We start from the raw sequence: 26,903 nt of genomic DNA on the forward strand, positions 1-26,903 counted from the left end.
CTCTCTTAAATTCAAGAATGCCTCTGCATTCTTAGTGCCTCTTATTGATTTTGTAACTCAATATTTTTTATATTTATCCTACTTATAATTATCAAAGGGTAGACTCCCCGATAATTATTTCTTAGTTTACCATAAGTGCTTCACAATGTCAAAAAAATGCATCCACAATTGACATTGCAGATGCATTTTCTATTTCTTTTTCTCTATTCAATTTTTTATTATTTTATTTCCGCGCTATCTCCCGAATTATTCTTTCTATAACTGTTCAATACCTGCAGTACCCTTCCTTCGATATTCCAAATACTTACTTAATTATTCCATCTATAATCAGGTATCTCGCTATTTGATCTGATTTACATCTGATGTTTCTTTACACATCTTATGAAATCCTATCTTATGTGGTATCTATGTTCAATATGTCTGCTGGATTATTGTAAAGATCTCTTATTATTGGACCTTTCATCCGCCATACCACTAACATATTGAGTTGTAATCGAACTAATATCGTCCATTGGACCTCTACCTCCTACTCTATAATATTTCCTTCTTTCGAATTGCCTATAGTTTAACACTTAAATGTTATTTTGTCAATATTTTATGCGTTTTATTTTAAATTTTCTTTCTTCGCATTGAAATTATTCTATTTTTTCTGATAATTCTTTTTATCTTTTAGCTATCTCTTCTCTTGCTTTGGAAACCGCATCCGCAAATCCATTCTGATCAATATGCTTTGCAACATAATCTGCTGCTTCCTGCACCTCATCCATCGCATTACCCATAGCAATCCCAAATCCAGCCGCCTGAATCAACTCTATATCATTCATACTATCCCCAATTGCAATAATATCATCCCAGGATGCATGATAATAGTCCATAACACACTTTGCACCTTTAACCTTTCCATTCTCTTTTGGAATCATATCTGCACCACCAAGCTCATCCCCCATACACAAAAGCTTTGTCTCTGGAAAATGTTCCTGCACATCAGCAATTGCTTCTTTTGTATCTGCCAGAAACATAGACGGAATCTGTTTTTCATATAACGCCTTGTATGCGTCCCCACTCTTTGGCAATAACTGCTGCTGTTTTGGAGATGCAATCTCCTTGAATCGCTCGATGCTGGAAGTACACCAATCATTACCCTGTCCAGATAACAGGCAATAATTTTTTTCTACAACGTAGTCTAATATTCTTCTCTGTAAATCCTTATCAAAATATTTTTCTTTCACTAATTTTCCTTCTATCTCAACAATCGCGCCATTTGCACTAACCAGACAATCCGGAGTTATACGTCCTTGAAATTCTTCGGGAAGTGAATTATTTCGAAATGCTCTTCCACTTGCAATAACTAATTTATATCCGTCCTTTTGCAATTGTTCAAGTGCACATAATGTACTTTCTGGAATCTGCCATGTCTGATGACTGAAAATTGTATTATCATAATCTATAAAAAATATTGGTTTCATTCGTTTCTTCTCCCTTCGCTTGCTTTACCTGATTTGAAGTAATTATAACGCAGATTTATATTTAGTCAAAGAAAAAGAGACTCTCGTTTTTAGGAGGTGCCCAAAAAGTCAGTCTCTTTTCTACTACTATTTTTTTATTTTATTTATTTCTTGTATGGTTTCGAATTGCAAGAAGCACCAAAATCTGCAATGCAATTCCGATTACCAGGCAAATAACCGCATTCTGTATCACACCTGCAATTACATATGTGATACATGAAACAGCAGCAACTGTCATTGCATATGGCAACTGTGTTGATACGTGATTTACATGATTGCACTGTGCTCCTGCTGAAGCCATAATTGTTGTATCTGAAATTGGCGAACAATGATCTCCGCATACAGCTCCTGCCATACAAGCTGAAATGGAAATGATCATCATTGTTTCATTTGTTCCCTGGAATACAGCAACTACAATAGGAATCAAGATTCCGAATGTTCCCCACGAAGTACCAGTTGCAAATGCCAGGAAGCATCCTACAAGGAATATAATTGCAGGAAGAAGATTTAACAATCCGCTTGCTGCCGAATTCATGATTGACGCTACATATTCAGCTGCACCAAGGCTATCTGTCATTGATTTTAGTGTCCAGGCAAATGTGAGAATTAGGATTGCAGGAACCATAGCTTTAAATCCATCCGGAATACAAGCCATAGAATCCGAAAAACGCAGAACTTTTCTTACTGCATAAAATGCAATTGTGATTACCATTGCAAAGAAACTTCCAAGCATCAGTCCAACAGATGCATCACTTCCTGAAAATGCTTCTACAAATCCTGTTCCTGAGAAGAACCCGCCTGAATAGATCATTCCTATAACACAGCAAATAATAAGTGAAATAATTGGGAATACCAGATCAATGACCTTTCCCTTGTTATAAATAACATTTTCCTGTGCACTCTCATATGGTCTGTCATCCGTTGTATAAAGATCGCCCGCAATTGCATTGTCCTCATGTTCTTTCATAGGACCATAATCTTCTTTTGCCAGAACCAAAGTCACCATCATAATAATTGTAAGGATTGCATAATAGTTATATGGAATCGCACGAATAAAGATTGAAAATCCGTCCTCTCCCTTTACAAATCCTGTTACTGCTGCTGCCCATGATGAAATCGGTGCGATAATACATATCGGCGCTGCTGTTGCATCAATTAAATATGCAAGTTTTGCACGTGACACATTGTGACTATCTGTTACCGGACGCATAACACTTCCAACTGTCAGACAGTTAAAATAATCATCGATAAAAATCAAAATTCCAAGTGCGATTGTTGTAAGCTGTGCACCTGCCCTTGTCTTAATATGCTCTTTAGCCCAACGTCCAAATGCTGCTGAACCACCTGCTTTATTCATCATGCATACCATAACACCAAGGATTACCAAAAATATCAGAATACCCATATTATAGCTGTCAGTGAGAACACCTACCACTCCATCCTGAAATACATGTAATATCGTGGCTTCCGGTTTGAATCCCGCCCAAAAAGCTCCTCCGATCAAAACTCCAACAAACAATGAACTATACACTTCTTTTGTAATAAGTGCCAATACAATCGCAATAACCGGAGGCACTAACGACCAGATTGATGCATACATTGCTGGTACATACTCTGCGGATGTGTCTGCTGCAAATACTGTTATCGAACTAAAACATAATATGCTCATTGCAACCAGGAGCAACCCGCTCATTTTTCTCTTGTTTCTCATTTTTTCTCTTTCTTCTCCTTCTCCAACCATTTTTAGACAAAGAAATGCCGCTGGCATCTCTTTGTTGGTGAGTCGCCCGCGGCATAAATAAATCAAAAAATCCATATATCCTCGATAGCTCTCCACGCCTGTGACAGTCCGAAGCATATTCTGCATCCGGCCCAGGAATCATATCAGGGAAATATCATTCCTTCGGCGGCTTCTCCTTTCTCCTACTGACAGTCTTCCCTTGACTATTGCCAGCCGGATACTCTTATCACCGCGCCTCTATCAAACATTTTATATAATAGCATAGTTTATTTTAAAAAACTACCCCTATTTTGTACCAAAAATACGATCCCCGGCATCTCCGAGTCCTGGGCAGATGTAAGCAGCTTTATTCAGCTCTCTGTCGATATGGCCTACATACAACTGAATATCCGGATGTGCATCCATCAGACGTTTAATTCCTTCCGGAGCAGCGATAATAGCCATGAATTTAATCTTCTTACCGCCATGTTTTTTAATAAAATCAACTGCTGCAACTGCTGAACCGCCTGTAGCAAGCATCGGATCTGTAACAACGATCAAACGCTCTTCAATCGGATCCGGCAGCTTACAATAATACTCATGTGGCTCGTGTGTCTCCTCGTCACGATACAGACCAATATGTCCAATCTTTGCTGTCGGCACTAAAGCCTGAATACCATTTACCATTCCCAAACCTGCACGTAAGATCGGTACAATAGCAAATTTCTTTCCGGCAATCTGAGGTGTCATGCATGTTTCAATCGGAGTCTCAACCTCAACATCTTCAAGTGGCAGATCCTTTAATGCCTCATACCCCATCAGCATTGCAATCTCTTCTACAAGTGCACGGAATTCTGCTGTTCCTGTATTCTTATCTCTCAATCTTGAAATCTTGTGCTGGATCAGCGGGTGTGTCATCTCAATTACATTACTCATTTTCTACGTCCTCCATTGTAGTTGTACCTTTTATTATAACAATTTTTATGTATTGAAACCACCTTTTTCTATTCAAGTCGAACGTCCGTGAAACTTGGCGCGTGATTCTGGTCAGCGAAGCTGACATATTCCTATCAGAATCACTGCGCAATCTTTCTACTGAATATCAGCATCATTAAATGGATCTCCGCACTCTGGGCAGAATTTTGGCGGATTCTTCGGATCTTCAGGTTCCCAACCGCATTTATCACAACGATACAATGGTGCCGCTGCCGGTTTTTTTGCTCCACATTCTGAACAGAACTTTCCTTTATTTACTGCTCCGCACGAACATGTCCATCCCTCTTCCTGTACCGGTTTTGGGCTGCCACATTCCGGACAGAATTTTCCTGTAACTGTTGCGCCACATGCACACTGCCAGCTATCTGCTGCCGGCTTTGGCTCTGGTTTCTTTGAACCACATTCCGGACAGAACTTTCCTGTAACTGTTGCGCCACATGTACACTGCCAGCTGTCCGCTGCCGGTGCTGCCTGTGGAGGCGGAGTCTGTGCTGCTTGCGCCGCCTGTCTTTCAAGCTCTTCTCTTCGTCTTGCTTCCTCTTGCTGGGCTCCCATTGCAAATAAATTCTGGGCATTCATTCCGCCACCTGCATTCATAGCCATACCCATACCGATAAAGCCATTCATAGCACCGCCTTCGTTGCTTGCTGCTGCTTTCATCGCATCTGCCTGAGCGCCTACCATAGTTGCTGCTGCCATTGTTGGATTCTGAAGCATTGCTGTACGCTGTGCCTGTTTGATCAACTCTGCATCTTCTTCCGGAAGTGTCACCGAACCAAGTGCAATACTTACTACCTTCAGTCCACGAAGCTCACTCCATTTTGCTGACAATGTTTCATTCATAGCATTTTCCAGCTCTGTAGTATGATTTACAATTTGATTCGGACGCAGCTCCATATCAGAAAGCCGTCCAAATGCCGGCTGCAAAGCACTGATAAACTCTGTTTTTAACTGTCTGTCAATTTCTTCTCTCGTATACTCATTCTCCACATTACCGCACACATTTGTGTAGAACAACAACGGGTCACTGATTCGGTAAGAATAAACACCTGAACATCGTACTGCTACATCAATATCCAGACCTATCTTAGAATCTACAACACGGAACGGAATCGGATTTGGCGTACCGAATTTATTATCAATCAACTCTTTTGTATTAAAATAATAAACACGCTGATCTTTACCTGTATCGCCGCCAAATGTAAATCGTTTTCCGATTGTTGCAAATGTCTTTGAAATACTATCTTCAAGATTACCGGAGAAAATACTTGGCTCTGTAGATGTATCATATGTAAACTGTCCGGATTCTGCACATATCTCTACTACTTTTCCCTGTTCTACAATAATCATACACTGACCATCTGCCACAGCGATTCCACTACCATTTGTAATAATATTGTCATTGCCTTTTTTATTAGAAGAACGAGAACTCGTCTGCTTCTGTCCTTTCCTCACCATGACATTTTTATCCATTGCTTCACAATAGAAAAACTCTTTCCATTGATCTGCCATTGTTCCGCCTACCGCTCCTGCAACTGCTTTAATAAGTCCCATACCTATATCTCCTTCCATAGAATAATTCGCCTATTATTATCTTACACTTATAATAAGTTGAAATCCACATAATTTCACTATCACTTATGCTAGTAAGTGAATTTTGATAACCAAAAAAGAAACGCCGGTGCAAAATCTGCACCGGCGTTGAGCCTTTCTACCTATTTATATTGTCACACTCTTTTTATCTTATTCATAATTATTAAGTATCCTTGTACAAGCAAATCAGTTACTATCAGCACTATAACCGACCATATCAAACACTCTTTTACATTAAATCCGGAAAATGCAGCGAAACCACAAATCACATAATACACACCGATATGCACTGCATATATCTTAGATATTTGTTTTGAATAATAACACAATTTGTTATATCCAAATTTCCATTTTTCTATCATCGGCATAATCCAAAATGCAATTGCAAATACAAACATGATACTGCAAAAGCTTCCGACTACTTTTGCCAGTCCCGGCGTTCTGTACTGTTCAATCATATAGTTAAAAAATCTATCAACTGTAGGGTGTGTCATTATGCAGCATGCAAACCATATCACTGCTATAATTCCACATATTATACCACTCTTTTTATAAAAATCTCCTTTTTCATCTTCAGGAACTCTTCTGATCACTTTTCCAAAAACATATCCTAAAAATACATAACTCAAATACGGAAAGAAACAAAAGCTTGTTTCACCTTTTCCTCCAAACGTCATATCCAAAATCCAGTTAAGTACCTGATTTTCAGAAACCAACATCTTTGTAAATGGTGATACGATTCCTACTATTACAGCACTGATTACATATCCACTGATCTTTACATTTAATTTTCTATATATCGCAAGCACAAGATAACACATACCTGATATAAAAAATATATTTACAAATGTAAGTGCTGCATACATGTTTTGTGCATATAATTCTCTGCTGCCTGCGACTTCTCCTGTAATCATATTTCTAATATTGAAACTAATTAACAAAGCTGCTGCATAACATAAATTACTTAATCCCTGATACAATAACAGTCTCACACCATTTTTAACCATATCTTCAGGCTTAGAATGTCGTGTAAAAACACTTCCAAATCCCATAGTAAATAAATATAAGCAAGCACCTGTCGGCATAAACAGTGTAAACATAATTTTATGTACATTCGATTCTGCTGCTTCCACGCCTGCTATTGTCTGAAATGAATGTATAAATACTATCATGATCATTAGGAAACCTTTTACCAGATCAAGTTCCCGCTGTCGTCCTGTGTTCACTTCTCTGTCCTGTAAAGATAACATATTTCTCACCTCTTTCACTGTTGTACCTATTATTAGTGCATCATATTTATCGTTATATGCTTATACAAACAGTTTATCATTGAGGCATCCGTTGTTCAATTCTGTTTTTATTTTTGTAAAACGCATTTTTTCAAAAAGAAATAAACTCAATCTATTTGCCAGTAAATGCAATTATCACCGCCTCATAAGGACGCAATATATTTCCTTCTCTTTCGTCCTCATAATTCCGGATCCAGACTTCCCCGGCTTTCCACTCCTCAAGCAATGGGCAGCTAACTTCCTCATCCGTAAAGTTTGTACATACCAGCATCTTTGTATGCTCATCTGTTCTCGTATAGGCGAAAATTCTCTCATCTTCCGGCAGAAGAAGTTCAAATTTTCCATTCACGAATACTGCATTTTCTTTTCTTAAACGAATCAGCTTCTGATAATAGTAAAATACCGAATTTTCGTCTTCCAGTGCCTCTTTGGCATTGATTCTGGTATAATTTGGATTCACGGCAAACCATGCTTCTCCTGTTGTGAATCCTCCGTTCTCATCCCCGCTCCACTGCATCGGAGTACGGGCATTATCACGGCTTCTTGCGTAGATAGACTGCATGATTTCTTCTGGCTGATATCCTTTTTCCAGACGCTCTTTGTACATATTCAATGTCTCAATATCTTCATATTCCTCAATGCTGTCAAACTGCACATTCGTCATTCCCAGCTCTTCTCCCTGGTAAATGTAAGGAGTTCCCTGCATTCCATGAAGCATTGTCGCCAGCATTTTTGCCGACTCTTTTCTGTATTTTCCGTCATTTCCCCAGCGCGACACAATTCTAGGAAGATCATGGTTATTCATGAACAGACTGTTCCATCCTACCTGATATAAAGTATTCTGCCACTTTGCAAGGCATTTTTTCAGCTTTACCAGATTCAATGGAATCGTGTCCCATTTTTCCTTTCCTTCTTCCTGATCAAGCATAATGTGCTCAAACTGGAAAACCATGGAAAATTCACTTCCATCCGGATTACTATATTTCTTTGCAATTTCCGGTGTTGCTCCCCAGGCTTCTCCTACAGTGATCATGTCGCCCTTCTGAAATGTTTCCCTGCTTAATTCACGCAGAAATTCATGCAACTTTGGTCCATTATTTGTGATCTTAAGATCTGGCTCTTTTGCAATCTGATCAATTACATCCAGACGAAATCCGCCTGCCCCTTTTTCCATCCACCAGAGAATCATATCATAGAGTTCTCTTCTCACTTTCGGATTCTCCCAGTTCAGATCCGGCTGTTTCACTGAAAATTGATGAAAATAATACTGTCCCAGTTCCGGAACCCACTCCCATGCCGGTCCGCCGAATACAGAATTCATATCGTTTGGATAAACGTCTTCTTCTCCGTCACGCCACACATAATAATCATGATACGGATTGTCTTTACTTTTCTTTGCTTCCAAAAACCATCTGTGTTCATCAGAAGTATGATTCAATACAAGATCCATCATAATTCGGATTCCGCGTTTCTTTGCCTCCGCAAATAACTGTTCCATATCTTCCATTGTTCCGAACATTGGCTCAATATCTTGATAATCTGAAATATCATATCCATTGTCATCCTGTGGAGAACGATACACCGGTGAGAGCCAGATTGCATCTATTCCAAGTTTTTTCAAATAATCCAGTCTGCTGATAATTCCTGGAATATCACCTATTCCATCTCCGTCCGAATCTTGAAAGCTTTTCGGATAAATCTGATATACAACTGCATTTTTCCACCATTTATTCTTATTTTCCATACTCAATTTCGATATCTCACCGGCAGATTATCTGGTTCTACCGGGATATCCTCTCCTTTCTTTATATTCTCTAAATTCTACGAATGAGTGTTCCGTTCACACCAAGTATCTCTCCATCAAATTCTCGGGCAAAAAGAATTTTTCCATTCCCTTTTACTTTTATTTCTTCCTCCGATGCATTTAATAGAACCTCAATTTTATTACCTTCTTCATCTAATTTTATATATTCTACACATCGATCATTTTTGTACGTATCCGGAAAATGGAAATGCGGGCTTCTGCACATTTTCTCGTTTCTTCTAAGCATGATCAGTTTCCGCATCATTGCAATTTTTTCCTGATTCTCTTTGCTTTCGATCTCACTCCATGGCATACATCTTCTACAATCCGGGTCATGTGCACCTTCCATCGCAATCTCTGTTCCGTAGTAAATGCAAGGACTTCCCGGAAGTGTGAAGAGAATTGCAAGCTGCTGATAGAATTTATCCAGATTATGAAAACGGTTCATAAGCCTCTCCGTATCGTGGGAATCCAGCAGATTGAAGAGTACATCGTTATTCTGCTGCATATACATAGTATAGCAACGATTTACCATATATTCAAACCCCTCTTTTTTCATCGTTTTATCTAGAAAAAAGTCATGGATTCCACTGAGCAGCGGGTAATTCATAACGGAATCATATTCATCTCCTTGCAGCCACTGGCTTGCATCGTGCCAGATTTCTCCCAACAGATAAATGTCCGGTTTTATCGCTTTTAAATGTTCTCGCATCCGCTTTAAGAACCGATGTGATACTTCATTTCCTACATCAAAACGGATTCCGTCTATATCAAATTTTTGAATCCATTCCTCGCAGACCTTGCAAAAATACTCAATTACTTCTTCATTATTCGTATTTAATTTTGGCATCGTATCTGCAAATGCGAAAGAGTAAAAGCGCCTGTCTCTTGTGTCTGCTCGTTTTCCGATCTCTTCCCAGTCTTCTATCATAAACCAGTCCGCATAACGAGAGTCTTTCCCCTGCTCCAGCACATCCATCCACGGCGCGAATTTTCTTCCGCAGTGATTAAATACTGCGTCAACCATAATACGGATTCCTTTTTCGTGCGCTTCCCTGCAAAGTGCTTTCATCATTTCTTCATTGCCGAAAGCCGGATCAATCTTTGTATAATCTGTAGTATCATATTTGTGGTTAGATTCTGCTTCCATGATCGGATTCAGATAAATTCCGGTAATTCCCAGCTCCTGAAGATACTGTAGTCTCTGACGGATTCCCTCCAGATTTCCTCCGAATTTTTCCTGATTTGTCACTGTTCCGTGATTTCTCCACGGTGTGATATCATTTCCATTCTTTTCCGGTGTCCCATTGCAAAACCTGTCCGGGAAAATCTGATACCAGATCGTATCATTCACCCATGCAGGTGTGCGGTTTATATCTGCGGGATTCATCCATGGTACAATAAAACACTGCTGCATACGGCCATCCATCTGAAGCTGCTCTTCAGTCAGGAAACCGTCTTCAAAATAATACCAGACTTCCTCTTCTGTTCTCAGTTCAAAATAATATTTACATCGTTTATATTCTGGAAGAAGCGTTGTTGTCCACCAGATTTGATAAGGCAGACGTTTTTTATAAATAATTTCCTCTCTTTTTCCTGTCCATTTTTCATTTCCACCCAGAATCCCTGCCTCATAAGGATCTCCGTAATGAATAAATACCTGTTTTACATCATACCCGGTCTTAATATTTACGATCAGCCTGTCCTCATCCAGAGGATAACTCATCTGCTCTGATGTTTTATGATATACCCCGGTAAACTCCATCTTATTATTCCTCCAATTTTTCATAAACGCGCAGGATTTCCCCTACACTCCACGCCTGTGCAAAACATCCTTTTGAAGAAACCGGAATCTCTCCATCATAAATTTCCGGAAGCTGGCCAATACATCCTTCACGCATTGCACTTTCCAACACTTCCAACTGCTTTGCCACAATCTCTTTTGCTTCTCTTGAATCTTTATTTACTTTTAGATAGGCGAAATAATATCCACCCATCGGAAAAGTCCAGACGGTTCCCTGATGATAAGCAAGATCTCTTTTTATCATCTCTCCACCATAGCTTGCATGAAACTCCTCGTCTTTTGGATCTAATGTCCGAAGTCCATAAGGCGTATACAACCTTTCAAACACTGTATCTACAATCTGTCTTTCTTTCTCTACGTCCAGCATAGTAAACGGCATAGACACTGCCCATATCTGATTACAGCGAATTTGTGTATCTGCCTTTGTTTCTGAGATTACATCCTTCAGGCAGTGTTTTTCCTCCATCCAGAATTCTCGTGCAAAAGATTCTTTCACTTTCTGTGCGAGTTCTCCATATTTCTGCTCTTCATTTTTCTTCAAAACTTCTGAAAACTTTTGCATAATACAAAGCGCATTATACCAGTAAGCATTGATCTCCACCGGTTTCCCATGTCTTGGTGTCGGAAGGATTTCTCCCACACGTACATCCATCCATGTCACCTGATCCAGCCCCGCTCCGGCACTGATAAGACCGTCTTCTTCCATATGGATATTGAAATTTGTTCCTCTCTCATAACCGGAAATAATCCTTTGCATTACCGGATACATTTCCTCTACAAATTTGATGTCCTGAGTTTTTTCATAATATAACCACACGCAGTTGATAAATAATAGTGCTGCATCTACAGTATTATAAAGTGGCTCATTCTCCCCCTCTGGAAACAGATTTGGCATCAATCCATCCTTTTCATAAAATGCAAAGGTCCGCAAAATTGATTTTACACTTTCAAATCTTCCTGTGGAGATGCAGATTCCCGGAAGTGCAATCATTGTATCTCTTCCCCAATCCTCAAAAAAAGGGAAACCTGCAAGAATGGTCAATCCATCCGTAGACTCTCTGTTCGAAAGGAACTTGTCTGCACTACATACCAGTGTCTGTGCCAGCTTATTTTTTAAACCTGAAGTCTTTATAAGCTTCTCTTGATGATGGATCTGTTCTTCCTTAATTATATCAAATAATTTTTTTGCATCCATACCAATCTGACTTTCCAGCGAATAAATTACTGTCAAATCTGTCTCTTCTCCTGGCTTTACCCGTTTTTTAATCTGATACACTGCGCTTGCGGTTCCATTTTCCCGTCTTCCGTCACATTCATCATAGCGATAAAAATACGTTTCTTTCTTTTCCTGAAAGCCCTCTACTTTCCCATTTGTTTCAAAGAAAAGATCATACTTTCCATCGGTAATCTTTTGCTCTTGTCTTGAAAATATCTTATCTTCTTTCAAATCTTCCCCTTTAGGTTCAAATTGAAAAAACGGAGTTACACAGAGAACGGCCTCTTTCTGACCTCGGTTTTTCAGATGATAATTCACTGCAATCCGATTGCTGCCCTGTGCCATCGCAATCTCTTTTTCCATTTCCACTCCACTTATCAGATAATTCCATACAGGAAGAGTTTCAAAAGAAAATTCCGTAAGATAGCGATATCCTTCTTCTTTTGTTCCATCCGCAAATTCCTGAGTTGAAAAAACATATTTTGATTCTCCGATATCCAACTCCTCTTTTATACGATGAACCATATTTACTCTGTGATTTGGAGCTTTCGCACATGCCATGAATACTGAATGATCATTTCTTGCCACAGCTCCTGTCATCGTAAGCGAAGAAAAACCTCCCAGACCATTGGTTAGTAAATAGCAATTTTCAAGTCCTCTCTCCAACGTTTTCCAATCCTGTCTTCCATAAATCCATTTCATGCACCACTCCTCCTTAATCATTATTTACGTCCAAGTATCAACACGCTCTGCGGTGCGGCTTCTATCTGTCTGTCTACACAAGTTCCTTTTTCCCAGCACCAGCTGTCATCCGCATTGCTTAAAATTTCCCAGCCATCATTCAAAAATTTTGCTTTATAACTACTTTTTCTTGCATTATAAATTATTTTCACCTGGCTCCATCTTGCTTTTTTATCATTGAGCACAGTATATCCTACTACGTCTTTTTCTTTCCACATATCCGTAATTCGTTTATAACTGTCTTTTGATTTGTCACAAAGCCCAGAAAGCTGTTTGCGAAGTGCGATCAGCCCCTGATAATAATGAACCAGTTCCTTGTTTTCCCATGCCTTTTCCCAGTCGAGACGGTTTAGAGTGATCGGTGCCTTAAAGGTATTATCCTGTCCATCTTTTGTACGGGCAAATTCTTCTCCTGATAAGAAAAACAATGTTCCCTGACAAGTCATATAAACTGCCGCTGCCATTTTATTCAGCCTCATACATTCATTTTCCTCTACGACTGTCTCTTTTAATTTATCCCATAATGTATGATTGTCGTGTGCCGATACATAGGTAACAATCTGCGAAGGTGCTTTCACATTTTCAAAACCTTCTGCTTGATAAGGATTTGCACACCACGCTGTCACACTTGCAAGCATTTCATCTTCTTTTCCTTCTGCGCCGTTTATAAACCCTGCTTCCTTTGCACGTAGTGCAGAACCTTTGATTCCATCTCGGGTGCTGTCACAAAAAGCCCCGATATTTTCATCCAAAAGTCCGATATTTTCTTTTGCTGCCAGTTTTCTGCCGCCTTCTACTGCCGACTGATCTGCTGCCCAAGGTTCTCCGTAAATAATCTTCTTTCCTTTTCCGTATCGCTGATCCAGTTCACTTCGGATCCGATTCATCAGATCTACATCCAGAAGTCCCATCAGGTCAAAGCGGAATCCGTCAATATGATATTCCTCTGTCCAGTAAAGCACCGACTTCAGAATGTATTTTGCACACATCTCTCTTTCACTTGCCACATCATTCCCACAGGCAGAGCCGTCAGATGCTGTTCCATCTGGAAATACCCGGTAAAAATACCAAGGTACAGTTCTCTGAAACCAGGAATCTAATGAATAAGTATGATTGTAAACCACATCCATAATCACACCAAAACCAGCTTCATGAATTGCCTGAATCATCTCTTTCATTTCTCTGATTCTCACCTCTCCATGTCTGGCATCTGTCGCATAGGAGCCCTCTGGCACATTGTAATTAACCGGGTCATATCCCCAATTGAATTCCGTATCCTCCCCCGCTTCATTTACAGAACCATAATCGTACATCGGCATAATCTGGATGTGTGTCACCCCGAGTTCCTTTAAATAATCCAACCCGGTCGGATGAATTCCGTCCTCGTTCAAAGTCGTATGTCTGCATGTAAATGCTTTATATTTTCCGCGATATTCCTCCGGAAACCCACCTGCTTTATCCCATGAAAATTCTTTTACATGAAGTTCATAGACAATTCGCTCCGGTCCTTCTTCTGGTGCCTGATCTTTTTCCCAGCCTTTTGGATTGGTCTTTTTCAGATTCACTGCCATGCTGCGCAATCCATTAACTCCGCATGCCTTTGCATATGGGTCTGCTGATCGGACTTCTTCGTCATCGCGGGTAATCAGATAATCATAATAAACGCCGTGAAGTTCTTCTTTACTCTCCCAACTCCACACACCTTTTTCTTCTTTTTTCATCAGAATCTGCTCGTATGCATTTCCTCCATCCCCTGTCTGATACAGGTTTAAACTAACGCATTCCGCCTGTGGTGACCACAGACGGAATGTCGTTCCTTCTTCTGTACATTCTACGCCAAGATTATTTCCCTCATAAATATAATTTTCAAGAAATTCTTTTGTAGAGTAATATTTTTTTAATTCTATTTTATCTTTCATCGTCTTCCTTATCCTTTCACTGCACCTGATACGCCATCTACATAGTATCTCTGCATGAACAAGAAGAGAATTGCGATTGGGATTGAAATCAGAACTGCCCCAGCCGCAAAACTGGTGTACCAGCTGTCAATGTATTCTTTTTCCAACATTTTCCAAAGTCCGATTGCTATCGTATACTGGTCTGAATTTGCTCGGCAGATTACCTTCGCAAAAATGAAATCGAGCCACGGAGCCATAAAAGATGTCAGTACTGTATATACAATGATCGGCTTACTAAGTGGCAGTGTAATTCTACTGAAAATCTGCCATCTGGTACATCCATCCAAAAGTGCAGCCTCATCAATCGCAACCGGAATCGTATCAAAGAATCCTTTTGCAATCTGGAAGCCCAGTCCCGCGCCACCAGAATAACACAAAATCAGAGCCAGCTTAATCAGACTTCCTTCTGTAAGCCCCATCGCCTTTAAAATAAAGTACACAGCGATCATGGACATAAATCCCGGGAACAGACCTAAAATCATTGCCATGTTCATATATGGTTTTCTCATTTTAAATTTCAGTCTGGACAAACAGTAGGAAACTGCCAGCACATAAAATGCTGATAAAATACAGGAACAGATTGCGATAAACAGCGTGTTCATAAACATCTGTGGGAAATTTAAAATGGATGTATCAGTAAATAATTTTATATAATTGTCAAGCGTAAATGCTTTCGGGAAGAAGGTTGATACGTAAGAGCCTTTTTCCGCACGGAAGCTCGTCAGGATTACCCATGCAATTGGGAAAAGCCAGATAATTGCCAACACCGCAAGAACAATATGTACGATCGTATTGTTGATCATTTTCTTCTTTTTTGCAGATTGTAATTTCTTTCCTGCCATGATTAAAATCCTCCTTCTTCTTTATAGGATTTACTGTTACGGTATGTGAAAAGTGCACCAATTGCCAGAATGATAAAGGTCATGATTCCAATTACCGCACCAATGTTATAGTACTGTTTGTCAATTGTCAGTTTATAGAGCCATGTAACAAGAAGGTCTGTCTTACCTGCAGTTGAAGAAAGGTTTGTTACCGGATCCCCTCCTGAAAGAAGATAAATGACATTGAAGTTATTGACATTTCCTGTAAAGGTTACAATCAAATATGGTGTTGTCACATACAGCATGTACGGCAGTGTAATCTTGGTAAATGTCTGAAATGCATTTGCACCATCTACTTTTGCAGCTTCATAAAGTTCTTCTGGAATGTTCTGAAGCACTCCGGTCAGCTGAAGCAGAGTATACGGCACACCTACCCAGATATTGATGATGATAACAGTCACTCTCGCCCATGTCGCATCTGTAAAAAATGGAAGGCTTGCATCACTTGCAATCAGTCCTACATTTCTAAGGAGTACGTTGATTGCCCCTTCCGGCTGTAACATAGTACGCATGATCAAAATGGATACAAACATCGGTACTGCACAGGAAAGAACAAAACAGAATCTCCAGAATCCTTTTGCTCTTGTTCCCTTTCTATTGATCAGCAGGGACAGAATCATTCCGAAAATATAGTTGCTGAAAGTTGCAAAAAATGCCCAGATAATTGTCCATCCAAGAACCGACCAGAAAGTACTTCCAAGAATACTTCCTGAATCAAATAATGTCTTGAAGTTATCAAGTCCTACCCAGTCAAACAGCATCAGATGGTTTCCGATACGGCTGTAATTAGTAAATGCCATACAAATCATGAATACCAACGGAAGTACAGTAAATACAAAGATGAATGTTGTCGGTGGTGTCATAAATAAACGGTACAGATTCTCATGCAGAAGAGACTTCAAATCTTCTGCAAATGTATTCACATGCATTCCTGCTTTCTGAAGACACTCTGCTTTATATGCACTTTTCAGGGTTCCTCTCCATACCAAAATCATAAGAATCGTCAGCAGGATTGTCGTCACCCCATAAAGTAGAATCAGAACGGACTGATCTCCTTTTGTGTAAAGATAAATTTGCTTTGCTTCATCCCACACCTCTTGCTGCTGCACGGTTCCAAGTGTCCGAAGACCGCCTATAAATCCGATTCCATTTACCGCCATAAAGACGATGTAGGCAATTTCAATTGCCAGATACAAAAGACCTTTGATAATCTGACCGTGTACGATGTTTCCAAATCCCATCAGGACCATGGAAAGCTTAGTCTCTAATCCACCTTTTTTCACTGCATTTTTGCAGGTATATGGCGTTGGAAATTCATTGATTTTTTTCTTAAATATACTCATTCCGCTTACCTCTTAATTGATTCCATTGCTGTTCATTGCTTCGTTCATTTCTTCCGTCTGTTCTTTAGCATTTTCATGTGTCACACTCTTGTTACGAATTCCTTTTCCCATATTCTCAACCGGTGTCCAACAGTTACTCATGGATGCCACGAATGGCTGAAGTATGGATGTATTGTTAAAGGTATCATTCTGTGCCTGAACAAGAGGATCGGATGCAATATCCTTTTCTTTCAAAAGTTCTGTATTACATGGAATCACGGTTCTCATCTCGTAGTGTGCTCTCTGTGCATCACTTCCTCCCAGATAAACAGCAAGTGCAACTGCCTGTTCCATATATTCACTATGTGCATTAACTCCGATTGCCTTTGAACCGGCATATGCAAGCATCTGCTTCTCTTGTCCGTTAATTGTATAGGTCGGAAGCGATGACACTCCCATATTATCTCCAAGTGCTTCTTTTATTGCATTTGCATCCCACGATCCGGTAAACATTGCCTTTACACTGCCATCACGAAGTCCTGCAAGTCCTGATCCATCTGCGTCAATTTTAAAATTTGGATTTGCTGCCAGATCAATTGCATAATTGGTTGCATCCACTGCCTTTTCTCCTGCAAAATCAACTCCTTTTGACTCGTCTGTTCCATCTCCAAACAAGGTGCATCCATTTCCCAGATAGAACGCCGGAAGATACCATGAATTAGTAAATGGGAAGGATACTGTTCCTTTTTGCAGCATCGTATCCAGATTTTTCACATCTTCTTCTGAAAACACTGACTTATCATAAAACATATACCAGGTATTGGTTGTAAACGGAACCCCGTAAAGTTCTCCGTCAACCTTCAACGAATCTAGAAGTTCCTTCGAGTTGGTTGATTCAATCTCTTCCTTATATTTCCCACCAAATTTTGCTACTGCATCCGCATCTGTAAGCGATGTGATCCTATCATTTGCATACATAAATACATCTGCGCTTGCTTCCGGATCCTGTGCCACCTGATCTGCGGCAGTCGCTTCGTCAGCTACTCCATAGACAAATGTAATATCCCACTCCGGATGCTCTTTTGCAAAATTGTTACACATTGTCTGAAGCCATTCACCACTGTCTTTTGACTGATCTTCCGATGGAGACCATACCATCAGTCTGACTTTTTCTGACCCTTTATCCGCCGTACTGCTCCCACATCCGGTTAGTCCTGCTGCCACCAGAGCTACAGTCATGATTCCTGTTAGAAATGTTGCCAGTCTTCTTTTCATCATCTTTCTCCCTTTCGCTTCTTTGTTTCGTATTGTTTCGTTGAACTCAATATACGTCTTTTTCAATTTTTCGTCAATCTTTTTTCAATCCACTACTTATTTTTTGTCATTTCTTACATTTTTTCACCTTGTTTTTTGTGCATTATTTTTTATTTTCCCGTTTTCGAAACTTGTCTAAACTTTTATTTTTCTTATAGTTCATTGCTTTTTACCATATCATTGTATATAATAAAATAAGATTTATTTTCCTACTTCATGAAAGGATCACATATTATGACTACAATCCAAGATATTGCTGATAAGATGAACATTTCCAAGAGTACTGTATCCAAAGCACTCAATGATGCACCTGATATCAGCGAAACTTTACGGAAACAGGTTTTAGAAACTGCTGTAGCCCTCGGTTATACTAAACTACGTCGTTATAAGAAACCCGTAAAAAAAATCTGTATTATAACAGAAAAAGAGAATATACAATACGAAGAGCCACATCATTTTGCCTATGACATTCTGCTTGGTTTTCGCCAAATGGCTGAACCAGCCGGTTTTGATATTGAAATCGTACCTGTGGACGTTCAGATGCAACGGAACCAACATTATGATGTTTTTATGTTGGAGCATAATTACGTAGGAGCTTTTGTAATCGGCTTTTCCTTGAATGACCCTTGGATTCAGGATTTTAAAACCAGCCACACTCCTGCCGTGCTTTTCGATAACTATATTATCGGGAATCCCTCTACTGCTTATGTAGGTATTGATAATGATGAGGGAATGGAACTTGCTGTCTCTTATCTTGCCGGACTTGGTCATCGTAAGATTGCCTATCTCAGCGGTTCTCTTGGCTCTCAGATTCTTCAGATACGACATGCAGCCTTTCTCCGTGCCATGCACCAGCATGGACTGAAGACTTCTTCTGATTCTACCGGCTGCTCTTATTATTTGTCTGAATGTATGGAAAAGCACCTGCCACGGTTTCTGGAAAAAGGAATGACTGCTATCATCTGTAGCCAGGACACTCTTGCCAATGCAGCCCTTATCCAGTGTCAACAACTAGGATACAAGGTGCCTGAGGATATCAGTATTATTGGATTTGATGATATTCCGATTGCAGCATATACATCTCCTCCATTGACTACAATCAGACAAGATCGGCTTGAACTTGGAAAAAGCGGTTTTTTTGCACTATCAAGTCTACTTAACAACATTTCAATCAGCACATTTTTATTGCATGCGCAGCTAATTGAACGGAAATCTACAGGGGAAGTACCTGTGACATCATAATATTTATCTGGTTATTTTTATACAAAAAGGGCTAGGAAACTCTCTTTTGCTTGTTCCCTAACCCTTTTGGATAGCATCTTTTATATTTTTTCAAATCCTATTCCATCCATGTACTTGGCTTATTTTTTTATATTTTAACGGAGAAACTCCGTATGTTTTTTTGAAGATTCTGATAAAATAGCTTACATTCTGATATCCACTCTGCATTGCAATCTCTGTAACAGGAGTATCCGTATCTTGTAACAGCTGTTTTGCATATTCTAATCGTAAATGTGTTATATATTGCGAGAGTGTAATATGAAAATGTTCCTTAAAATATCGCGATATATATTTTTCTGAAAGATGAAACAGCTCACCAAATTCTTTCAACGATATCTTTTCTTTAAAATTCTGCTGTATATATGAAATCATTTCTTTTTCTACAGTATTTCTCCCACTTTTATCATTTTCGATCACAAAGCCCTTCTCCCACATTTCAAGAATAAATTGTAAAAGAATTCTTTTTGTCTTTATCTGAGCAGTTATTTCGGACTCAATTTTCTTATTTTTTGCCATATGTGTCTCAACCAACTGCTCACACAGTTCTTTTGCTGTATCTTTTACTCTTGGTCCTATCATCAGATGACCATTTTTTAGCGGCTTCAGTAATTTATCATCTAACATATCATTTATGCAAAAAGATATGTATTCTACCGGAAAAAGGAAAGTAAAATAATCTACTGTACCAGTCTGTGAACCCATGAAATGCAGATTACCCGGCGACACTACAAAAGCATCCCCGGGAGTTCCAATATAATTTTCTCCTGATATACTTACAGTCAAAAAACCACTTTTTACATATATAATTTCTAGTTCATCATGCCAATGTACCGGTATCTGAAATGATCGTCCCCCATTTTTTATATGATATGTACTAAACGGATCATCCTTTGTACCGTGTGGTTTATTTTCTTTTAATTCAAAGTACATAATCTCTCCTATACTTCTACAAGACCTTTACTTTTCCATTTTCCACTCTTCCATCTAAGTACCATTCCCACAGCTCTCGCACATTCGTCACCTGCCATAGCAATATATGCTCCTACAGCCAGAAGTCCCATGTGTATTCCGAGAAAATAGGTTCCGCCAACTGCAAACAAATACATAAATATCGCACCTAATATAACCGGAAAAAGTGCGTCTCCGCTCGTTTTTAACGCCTGCCCATATACAAGGTTTGTTACCCTTCCAAGTTCAAGAAATATATCTACTATTAACAACTTTACCACAAGATTTATCATCTGTGAATCATCAGTGAATATATGCACGATAAAATGTCCGGCAAATGCAAAGGTCACGGAAAAGCATGTCGCTGTGATGATACCATATATCGCAGCTTTTCTCGTCCCCCTGTTACATTCCTCAAACTCTTTTGCTCCAATTCTCCAACCGGTCATAATTGCATTTGCCTGAGCAAGGGCAGCTCCCACACAATATGAGAAATTTGCAATCTGTACAGCATATGAACGAGCTGTAACATTCATTCCATCCACATCCATCTGATTCATAAAACGCACTATAAATGTCATTGCGATGTTGTAAAGTGCTGTTTCAAGCGCAGAAGGAAAACCAATCTTAACAATCTGCGCAAATATCTTTCTTGATGTAATTCGCTCAGGACTCTGCTTTGCTTTTATAAGTACAGCCCCCATGCCGGCTACAATAATAAGATTTACAACTCTCGAAATAACCGTGGCAACAGCAACTCCCATCACACCCCAGTTGAATGCAAATAAAAATACTGAATTAAGTATTATATTGAGAACATTTCCAACAACAGTTCCTATCAAAGAATGTTTTGTATATCCAAACACTCTCAAATAACTGGAGAAAATAGGAATCAGTGCATTTAAAAAACATGCGCCGCCAACAATTCTAAGATATATTTCAGCCGGCTCAAGCAAAGCCGGAGCAATACTTACGATTCTAAGTATCCCACCAGAAAAAGTAGCAAGAACGACAGACATTACGATACCTATCAATGCGTTGAATATAAGTCCAAGTTGTCTTGCCTGATATGCTATCCCCGGTCTTCCGGCTCCGATATTTTGTGACATAACGGCTATCATACCCGATGATATTACTCCAAACATAATAATAAAAACACCTATATATGTATTTGCTGTTCCCACTGCTCCTACAGCCTGATCACTTACAGATGATAGCATAAGCGTATCAACCATACCTGAAAGCATATAAAATAAAGTTTCTAAGCATATTGGCACAGATAGCTGTGTTAATGTTTTTCTTTCCGCTGCCATAGTTTTTCTCCTCACATACAATTCAAGAATACCATATCAATAATACGATATATTTCTATGTAATTCTTGTATAATATCATGTGAAAATTGCACTATTTCTACTTTATCTTAAAGAGCACTGGGACATATTTAGATATTCCATAATCTTCAACAATACTGGTTATTCTAGCGCCTGCATCCTTTGATGAAGCACCACATAAGAAAACCCTTTCATCAGCAGTTCCATAATCCAACACGATAAAACGATCATGGAATATACCTCATCTGCACTACTGAATTTTGCATTAAACATGAGCCACTTATCATCATCGTCTGAAACAAAGCTGTTCATCATATCAGCCAACTCAGATTTTGTCACAACATCCTTCAAGCCTTCTGAACATCTGAAATCTGCTTTTCAATAGATATCATATCTGAGTTAATTTTGTTAATTTCTATTCTGTTGTTAGCAGTTTCCATGCTTAACTGAAGTATTTCCCGCTGACCTATTAAATCACGATTTTCTAAAATGTAATCTTTCATTCTTTTGAAGGTTCTCACCAATGCAATGCTTTGTCTTGCTGCAAGTTCTCCTTTTAGTACCGTCATTAACATGTATACACCTTGTTCCGTAAAAACGTAAGGATTGCTGCGGGATTTGCTGCTTATATTTGCGGTCACAAATTGTGACCGCAAATATTTAACTTCATTATCAGATAATTGAAACATCATATCATTCTGAAATCTTTCTATATTTCTTTTTACCTGCTGATTAAAAGCCTTAAGTTCATATCCATATTCAGCAAACTGGCCTATTCCTCTTTTTTCTTCATTTTGTCATAATATGCTTTATACCTATAAATCGTCCTCTCACTGACATTGTTCCTCTTCGCAATTTCTATCATCGTCATACCGCTCTCATACCCAACAACAAAATCATTATAAATTGCCCTCCACTTGGCGTTATGTTTCTGACGACCGCTTAATTTACGATTTCTGTAATACTCCAATTCCTCCCGAAGTTCTACATTCTCTTTTTCCAACTCCTCAATTCTTTTTAATGCCTCTTCAAGTGTTACAGATTTCTCCATTACCCTGTCCTCCATCCATGTCATTCTCATTTTGTCTATATTATAAATATCGGTGTTTCTTTAGTCAATCCGATTATGTCATGTTGTATTATTTTTTACAAGTCTTACCCAATTCATTTTTGGCTTTGATCTCTTTCTGGACTTGAATCTTGGAAATCTTTGCAAACACTCGAAAAAATTCTTATACGCAGTACAGGCATCTTTGATTGCCTGTTTGGTTACATTATTTGAAATATTCAGCAATCTTGCATATTCTTCAGAATATCTAAGCTTTGTAAATTCTTTTCTGAGTTCTGAATCTGAAATGATCATGTATAGAATAATATTTACTCAAAGTATCAACTCCCTTAAGTAAAAAAATAGCTGCTGATGCTTTCGCACCAACAGCCATTGCTTAAGTTCGATATTATTATGAAGTTATTTCTTTTCATCCTGTTCTTCAATATATTGAAATACCTTTTTCTCCAGCTACATATTTAGCATAAACTTCTCGTTCATCCGCCAAATAAATCATTCGTTCTTTTAATTTCTTTTTCGTCGGAGTGTACGCAATGAGCCATAACCGTCTTGCTGTCTCTTCCAAACAACCCAATCTTGAAAGTTTTCCTGCTTATATCCTTGTTAAAAATAGAGGGATTTTTACAGCCCCGAGTTTGTTCATATACATTCATTATTTCTGCATAAATTCAAACACTGCCTCTTTCGTCGGAATCGCAGGGATTCCACCTCTCTTTTGCACACACAATCCAGCAACTGCATTTCCCAAAACAGCACACTTTTTGATTTCTTCCCATTCCATTTTTTCAACATTCTTATTCATAGAAAGAATACTGCATAATACGCCTCCCCAAAATGAATCACCTGCCCCAGTTGTGTCGACCGCATGTATCTGAAATGCTTTGATGATTTCTTTTCTGCTTTTTGTTGCCATAAGAACGCCCTGTTCTCCCAATGTAATGGCAACCAGCTTTGGTCCCATGGCAAGAAGTTGATCTGCAGCCTGCTCATAACTTTTCGCCTCTGTCAACAGAGTACTCTCTTCATCCGATACCTTCATGACATCTACCAATTCTATGACAGATTTCATTTTTTTCACTGCATCCTCTTTGCTCTTCCAAAGAGACGGGCGATAATTCGGATCATAGGAAATAAGTGCACCCGCTGCTTTTGCCATTTTTACCGCTTCAATCGTTGTACTTTCTGCCGGTTCATCTGTCAGCGATAATGGTCCAAAATGAAAAATTCTACAACCTGAAATTAATGTCTGATCCAGTTCTTCTTTTTTTAACTGTGTATCTGCACCCGGTTTTCTTGCAAAAGAAAAATTTCGTTCTCCATTTTCACCGATTTCCACAAATGCCAACGTTGTAAAACACCCCGGGTCTTCAACAATAGCATCTGTATTGATTCCTTCCTTTTGCAATGTCTTCTTTAAAAATTTACCATGCATATCGTTTCCAACTTTTCCAATAAAAGATGTGCGATACCCAAAGTGACTTGCAACGGTTAGAAGATTTGCCGGAGCACCGCCGGGATTCTGTTCGAACAATTTTCTCCCATCCTGACTGTGTCCTGCTTCTGTAAAATCAATCAGCAATTCTCCCAATGCCACGATATCAACTTTTTCTTCCATTTTTCAGTTCCTCCACAATCTCGTTATAACGTTTTTTATTTAACCGGTAGAAAAATAATACAACCGCAGTCACAATCCACAGTGCACCTGGAATCGTCGTAAATGCATGTTTCATAATTGAAAGTACAATTGCATTTTGTGTCTGATTTGCAATATAACCATATTTTCCAAGTAATCCTGCTAAAAGTGCTGTTCCAACTGCCATTCCGATTTTATTTCCAAGTGAAATAAATGCATACTGAAAACCATCATTTCTAAGTCCGGTTTTCCACTCCCCATATTCCACACAGTCTGGAATAATTGCATAGATTGCGGTATTAAATCCAGAGAAAAAAAACTGTGTGAGACCAGATAATGCATAAAAAATAGCCGGTGATTCTTTGGCATTGAAGAAAAACATAGACAACATGGAAATTCCTGTAAATAAAGCAAAGAGAGATGCTGTTCTTCCTTTGTTATTCAACTTGCGGAATAATGGTTGAAAACAGGCTGCCCCGATGATAGAAGGAATAATGATGCACATCGAATAAGTTGTGTAGTAGGAGGCATTTCCTTCCACATATGTAAAATAATACAGAATATCTGCGTTTCTACCATACAATGTAAATCCAAATAATATCTGTCCTGCCAATGCAAGAAGATATGGTCTGTTCTGCATGACTGCTTTCAACTGTATCTTTACAGAAATTTTTTCTTTTTCCGGAGTAATCACTGCCTCTTTCGTCTTCGCAAAGCAGAAGAAATGACAGGCTGTAAAAATACATCCATATATGACCGCAACCGTCAGATATCCTGTCTTTGCACTATGACTGCCGAATTTACTGAGCAGTGGAACTGTGATAATATTTAACACACCAATTGCAATCATCGCTGCAACCGAACGGGATGTATTTATTTTTGCACGTTCATCAATATCCTGTGTCATAGCACCACACAAGGTTCCATATGGAATATTCACACAGGTATACCCTAAAACCAACAGACAATATGTAATTACCATATAAATGATCTTTCCATTTTGCGGCCAGTCGGGTCTTGCCCAGAATGTCATAACAAGAAGAATCGCTGTGATTGGTGCCGCTACTAACAGCCATGGACGGTACCGTCCCCATCTCGATTTTGTTTTATCTGTAAGTCCCCCGACGATTGGATCATTGATTGCATCCCAGAATCTTGAAAAAAGCATAAGTGCTGACACAGCCGCCATACTGATTCCGAATACGTCTGTATAAAATATCATCAGAAAATTACTGACGAACATCCAGCTGAAATTACATCCAACATCACCAAACCCATATGCAATCTTACTGATCAGCGGTACTTTTCCATTTTTGTTTTCGCTTCCCATATACACTCCTTATTTTTCACTGACGTTGATAATTACTTTCATCGTTGTCTCGCGGTTATCATCAATATACTGGTATGCCTTCAGATAATCTTTAAAAGCAAATGTCTTTGAGATGAGCGGTTTCAAATGAACTTTGCCCTCATTTACCAGTCTGATTCCATCTATATAATCATCATGGCGGTACATCATCGTGCTCTTAATGTCAAGTTCGTGGTCATTTGCCACTGCAAGATCTACTTCTGCCATTCCTGCAAAAACAGCCACCAATACGATCGTACTTCCTTTTCTTGCATATTTAATTGCCTGTCCCATTGTGATATTGTTTCCAGCACAGTCGTAGATCACATCCGCCTTGTCCGGTCCAAATGCTTCGATCATTGCCTCACCAAAGTCTTTATTTTGGGTATTCACACACACATCAATTCCACATTCTTTTGCTTTTGCCAGTCTAAGATCACTGATATCTGTGATCAGTACTTTCGCTGCCCCCATTCCTTTTGCTGCCTGTGCCACGAGATTTCCAATCGGTCCTGCTCCAAGGACTGCAATATTCATGCCAGCCACATCGCCTATCTGTTTTACACCATGAACTGCCACAGCAAGAGGTTCGATCATAGCGCCTTCTTCATAGGACATATCTTCTGGAATAGGTGTTACTTTAGATGCATCCACTGCAAAATACTCAGATGCTGTTCCTGTCGTCTGAAATCCCATTACTTTTAATTCCTCACAGAGATTATACTTTCCATGACGACATGGATAGCAATGTCCACAATATACCTGAGGCTCTATCGTCACCTTCTGTCCCACATGAAACTCTGTGACATTTTTTCCAAGTTCTGTAATCTCACCGGAAACCTCATGTCCCTGTGTTACCGGATATTTTGTAAACGGATGTTTTCCATGATAAACATGAATATCTGATCCACAAATACCAATATTCATAATCTTTACCAACACCTGATTTTCCTTTACCTCCGGAACCGGAACCTCTCTGAAAATAATTTCTCCTGGATTTGTCATTACCTGCTGTAACATAATTGTTTCCTCCTTTTCACATTGTTTTGTTTTATGTTTTATAAAATGTTTTATCAAAGTAATTATATTATTGCCACATAAACACAATTTGTCAATATGTTTTTTCATATTTTTATATATTTCATAATT

20 protein-coding genes, 1 pseudogene and 1 riboswitch are annotated in these 26,903 nt (G+C 39.0%); of the genes and pseudogenes, 1 reads left to right on the forward strand and 20 read right to left on the reverse strand.

Going from position 1 to position 26,903, the window contains the following annotated elements; all coding sequences use genetic code 11:
- Positions 1 to 662 precede the first annotated feature (662 nt).
- The 12 genes from LQE94_RS06760 to LQE94_RS06815 all read right to left on the reverse strand — a co-directional run bounded on the left by LQE94_RS06760 (position 663) and on the right by LQE94_RS06815 (position 18,104).
- On the reverse strand, positions 663 to 1,466 hold the full coding sequence (locus LQE94_RS06760) for a Cof-type HAD-IIB family hydrolase (protein ID WP_022075077.1): 804 nt from the start codon (positions 1,464 to 1,466) through the stop codon (positions 663 to 665).
- A 139-nt stretch (positions 1,467 to 1,605) separates the two neighbouring features.
- Complete coding sequence (locus tag LQE94_RS06765; protein WP_118737873.1) at positions 1,606 to 3,216, reverse strand: Na+/H+ antiporter NhaC family protein; 1,611 nt, start codon at positions 3,214 to 3,216, stop codon at positions 1,606 to 1,608.
- A 107-nt stretch (positions 3,217 to 3,323) separates the two neighbouring features.
- Positions 3,324 to 3,494, reverse strand: a riboswitch (Lysine riboswitch).
- A gap of 37 nt (positions 3,495 to 3,531) precedes the next feature.
- Complete coding sequence (gene upp / locus LQE94_RS06770; RefSeq protein ID WP_117990554.1) at positions 3,532 to 4,161, reverse strand: uracil phosphoribosyltransferase; 630 nt, start codon at positions 4,159 to 4,161, stop codon at positions 3,532 to 3,534.
- A gap of 156 nt (positions 4,162 to 4,317) precedes the next feature.
- Positions 4,318 to 5,775, reverse strand: a complete 1,458-nt coding sequence (locus tag LQE94_RS06775; RefSeq protein WP_118737853.1) for an SPFH domain-containing protein — start codon at positions 5,773 to 5,775, stop codon at positions 4,318 to 4,320.
- 173 nt (positions 5,776 to 5,948) lie between these two features.
- Positions 5,949 to 7,064, reverse strand: coding sequence for a heparan-alpha-glucosaminide N-acetyltransferase domain-containing protein (locus tag LQE94_RS06780; protein WP_240577295.1), 1,116 nt, complete (start codon positions 7,062 to 7,064; stop codon positions 5,949 to 5,951).
- A gap of 151 nt (positions 7,065 to 7,215) precedes the next feature.
- A complete protein-coding gene (locus LQE94_RS06785; protein ID WP_240577327.1) occupies positions 7,216 to 8,847 on the reverse strand; it encodes a glycoside hydrolase family 13 protein in 1,632 nt (543 codons plus the stop codon).
- A 70-nt stretch (positions 8,848 to 8,917) separates the two neighbouring features.
- Positions 8,918 to 10,672 carry a glycoside hydrolase family 13 protein gene (locus tag LQE94_RS06790; protein WP_240577296.1) on the reverse strand — a complete coding sequence of 585 codons (1,755 nt, stop codon included), beginning with the start codon at positions 10,670 to 10,672 and terminating at the stop codon, positions 8,918 to 8,920.
- Between the two features lie 4 nt (positions 10,673 to 10,676).
- Positions 10,677 to 12,629, reverse strand: a complete 1,953-nt coding sequence (locus LQE94_RS06795; protein WP_240577297.1) for an amylo-alpha-1,6-glucosidase — start codon at positions 12,627 to 12,629, stop codon at positions 10,677 to 10,679.
- Between the two features lie 20 nt (positions 12,630 to 12,649).
- Positions 12,650 to 14,587, reverse strand: coding sequence for a type I pullulanase (gene pulA / locus LQE94_RS06800; protein ID WP_240577298.1), 1,938 nt, complete (start codon positions 14,585 to 14,587; stop codon positions 12,650 to 12,652).
- Positions 14,588 to 14,595: 8 nt separating this feature from the next.
- Entirely contained in the window at positions 14,596 to 15,468 is an 873-nt protein-coding gene (locus LQE94_RS06805; RefSeq protein WP_118224767.1) for a sugar ABC transporter permease, read from the reverse strand.
- Between the two features lie 2 nt (positions 15,469 to 15,470).
- Positions 15,471 to 16,850 carry a carbohydrate ABC transporter permease gene (locus LQE94_RS06810; RefSeq protein WP_240577299.1) on the reverse strand — a complete coding sequence of 460 codons (1,380 nt, stop codon included), beginning with the start codon at positions 16,848 to 16,850 and terminating at the stop codon, positions 15,471 to 15,473.
- 12 nt (positions 16,851 to 16,862) lie between these two features.
- Positions 16,863 to 18,104 carry an extracellular solute-binding protein gene (locus tag LQE94_RS06815; protein WP_442920072.1) on the reverse strand — a complete coding sequence of 414 codons (1,242 nt, stop codon included), beginning with the start codon at positions 18,102 to 18,104 and terminating at the stop codon, positions 16,863 to 16,865.
- Positions 18,105 to 18,377: 273 nt separating this feature from the next.
- Here LQE94_RS06815 and LQE94_RS06820 point away from each other — a divergent pair, with 273 nt between their 5' ends.
- Complete coding sequence (locus LQE94_RS06820) at positions 18,378 to 19,385, forward strand: LacI family DNA-binding transcriptional regulator (RefSeq protein WP_240577301.1); 1,008 nt, start codon at positions 18,378 to 18,380, stop codon at positions 19,383 to 19,385.
- Positions 19,386 to 19,475: 90 nt separating this feature from the next.
- On the opposite strand, the gene LQE94_RS06825 is transcribed toward LQE94_RS06820, so the two are convergent.
- From LQE94_RS06825 to LQE94_RS06865, 8 genes and pseudogenes are all read right to left on the reverse strand, one after another.
- The gene (locus LQE94_RS06825) at positions 19,476 to 20,354 is read right to left on the reverse strand and encodes an AraC family transcriptional regulator (RefSeq protein ID WP_118737861.1); all 879 of its coding nucleotides are present in this window, start codon (positions 20,352 to 20,354) and stop codon (positions 19,476 to 19,478) included.
- A gap of 8 nt (positions 20,355 to 20,362) precedes the next feature.
- A complete protein-coding gene (locus LQE94_RS06830) occupies positions 20,363 to 21,685 on the reverse strand; it encodes an MATE family efflux transporter (protein ID WP_118724473.1) in 1,323 nt (440 codons plus the stop codon).
- Between the two features lie 98 nt (positions 21,686 to 21,783).
- Positions 21,784 to 22,462 (reverse strand): annotated as a pseudogene (locus LQE94_RS16425) (ORF6N domain-containing protein); the annotation flags it as partial.
- Positions 22,463 to 22,476: 14 nt separating this feature from the next.
- Positions 22,477 to 22,755 carry a helix-turn-helix domain-containing protein gene (locus LQE94_RS06840; RefSeq protein ID WP_118737862.1) on the reverse strand — a complete coding sequence of 93 codons (279 nt, stop codon included), beginning with the start codon at positions 22,753 to 22,755 and terminating at the stop codon, positions 22,477 to 22,479.
- A 439-nt stretch (positions 22,756 to 23,194) separates the two neighbouring features.
- Complete coding sequence (locus LQE94_RS06850) at positions 23,195 to 23,347, reverse strand: hypothetical protein (protein ID WP_240577302.1); 153 nt, start codon at positions 23,345 to 23,347, stop codon at positions 23,195 to 23,197.
- Positions 23,348 to 23,425: 78 nt separating this feature from the next.
- Positions 23,426 to 24,388: a carbohydrate kinase family protein gene (locus LQE94_RS06855; protein WP_240577303.1), complete on the reverse strand. Its 963-nt coding sequence runs from the start codon at positions 24,386 to 24,388 to the stop codon at positions 23,426 to 23,428.
- A complete protein-coding gene (locus tag LQE94_RS06860; protein ID WP_118724469.1) occupies positions 24,372 to 25,736 on the reverse strand; it encodes an MFS transporter in 1,365 nt (454 codons plus the stop codon). The genes LQE94_RS06855 and LQE94_RS06860 overlap by 17 nt, the downstream gene beginning before the upstream one ends.
- Positions 25,737 to 25,745: 9 nt before the next feature.
- Positions 25,746 to 26,774, reverse strand: coding sequence for a zinc-dependent alcohol dehydrogenase (locus LQE94_RS06865; protein WP_118724468.1), 1,029 nt, complete (start codon positions 26,772 to 26,774; stop codon positions 25,746 to 25,748).
- Positions 26,775 to 26,903: the final 129 nt, after the last annotated feature.

The sequence above is a fragment of the Mediterraneibacter sp. NSJ-151 genome, from assembly GCF_022487435.1.
GTDB classification, from domain to species: domain Bacteria; phylum Bacillota; class Clostridia; order Lachnospirales; family Lachnospiraceae; genus Schaedlerella; species Schaedlerella hominis.

What these genes read in the sequence shown, in the direction of transcription:
- LQE94_RS06810 (WP_240577299.1), bottom strand. Translation starts at nt 16,850, where the DNA reads ATGAGTATATTTAAGAAAAAAATCAATGAATTTCCAACGCCATATACC.
- LQE94_RS06815 (WP_442920072.1), bottom strand. Translation starts at nt 18,104, where the DNA reads ATGAAAAGAAGACTGGCAACATTTCTAACAGGAATCATGACTGTAGCT.
- LQE94_RS06840 (WP_118737862.1), bottom strand. Translation starts at nt 22,755, where the DNA reads ATGGAGAAATCTGTAACACTTGAAGAGGCATTAAAAAGAATTGAGGAG.
- LQE94_RS06825 (WP_118737861.1), bottom strand. Translation starts at nt 20,354, where the DNA reads ATGTACTTTGAATTAAAAGAAAATAAACCACACGGTACAAAGGATGAT.
- LQE94_RS06855 (WP_240577303.1), bottom strand. Translation starts at nt 24,388, where the DNA reads ATGGAAGAAAAAGTTGATATCGTGGCATTGGGAGAATTGCTGATTGAT.
- LQE94_RS06820 (WP_240577301.1), top strand. Translation starts at nt 18,378, where the DNA reads ATGACTACAATCCAAGATATTGCTGATAAGATGAACATTTCCAAGAGT.
- LQE94_RS06795 (WP_240577297.1), bottom strand. Translation starts at nt 12,629, where the DNA reads ATGAAATGGATTTATGGAAGACAGGATTGGAAAACGTTGGAGAGAGGA.
- LQE94_RS06860 (WP_118724469.1), bottom strand. Translation starts at nt 25,736, where the DNA reads ATGGGAAGCGAAAACAAAAATGGAAAAGTACCGCTGATCAGTAAGATT.
- LQE94_RS06790 (WP_240577296.1), bottom strand. Translation starts at nt 10,672, where the DNA reads ATGGAGTTTACCGGGGTATATCATAAAACATCAGAGCAGATGAGTTAT.
- LQE94_RS06765 (WP_118737873.1), bottom strand. Translation starts at nt 3,216, where the DNA reads ATGAGAAACAAGAGAAAAATGAGCGGGTTGCTCCTGGTTGCAATGAGC.
- LQE94_RS06865 (WP_118724468.1), bottom strand. Translation starts at nt 26,774, where the DNA reads ATGTTACAGCAGGTAATGACAAATCCAGGAGAAATTATTTTCAGAGAG.
- LQE94_RS06805 (WP_118224767.1), bottom strand. Translation starts at nt 15,468, where the DNA reads ATGGCAGGAAAGAAATTACAATCTGCAAAAAAGAAGAAAATGATCAAC.
- LQE94_RS06775 (WP_118737853.1), bottom strand. Translation starts at nt 5,775, where the DNA reads ATGGGACTTATTAAAGCAGTTGCAGGAGCGGTAGGCGGAACAATGGCA.
- upp (WP_117990554.1), bottom strand. Translation starts at nt 4,161, where the DNA reads ATGAGTAATGTAATTGAGATGACACACCCGCTGATCCAGCACAAGATT.
- LQE94_RS06780 (WP_240577295.1), bottom strand. Translation starts at nt 7,064, where the DNA reads ATGTTATCTTTACAGGACAGAGAAGTGAACACAGGACGACAGCGGGAA.
- LQE94_RS06760 (WP_022075077.1), bottom strand. Translation starts at nt 1,466, where the DNA reads ATGAAACCAATATTTTTTATAGATTATGATAATACAATTTTCAGTCAT.
- LQE94_RS06785 (WP_240577327.1), bottom strand. Translation starts at nt 8,847, where the DNA reads ATGGAAAATAAGAATAAATGGTGGAAAAATGCAGTTGTATATCAGATT.
- LQE94_RS06830 (WP_118724473.1), bottom strand. Translation starts at nt 21,685, where the DNA reads ATGGCAGCGGAAAGAAAAACATTAACACAGCTATCTGTGCCAATATGC.
- pulA (WP_240577298.1), bottom strand. Translation starts at nt 14,587, where the DNA reads ATGAAAGATAAAATAGAATTAAAAAAATATTACTCTACAAAAGAATTT.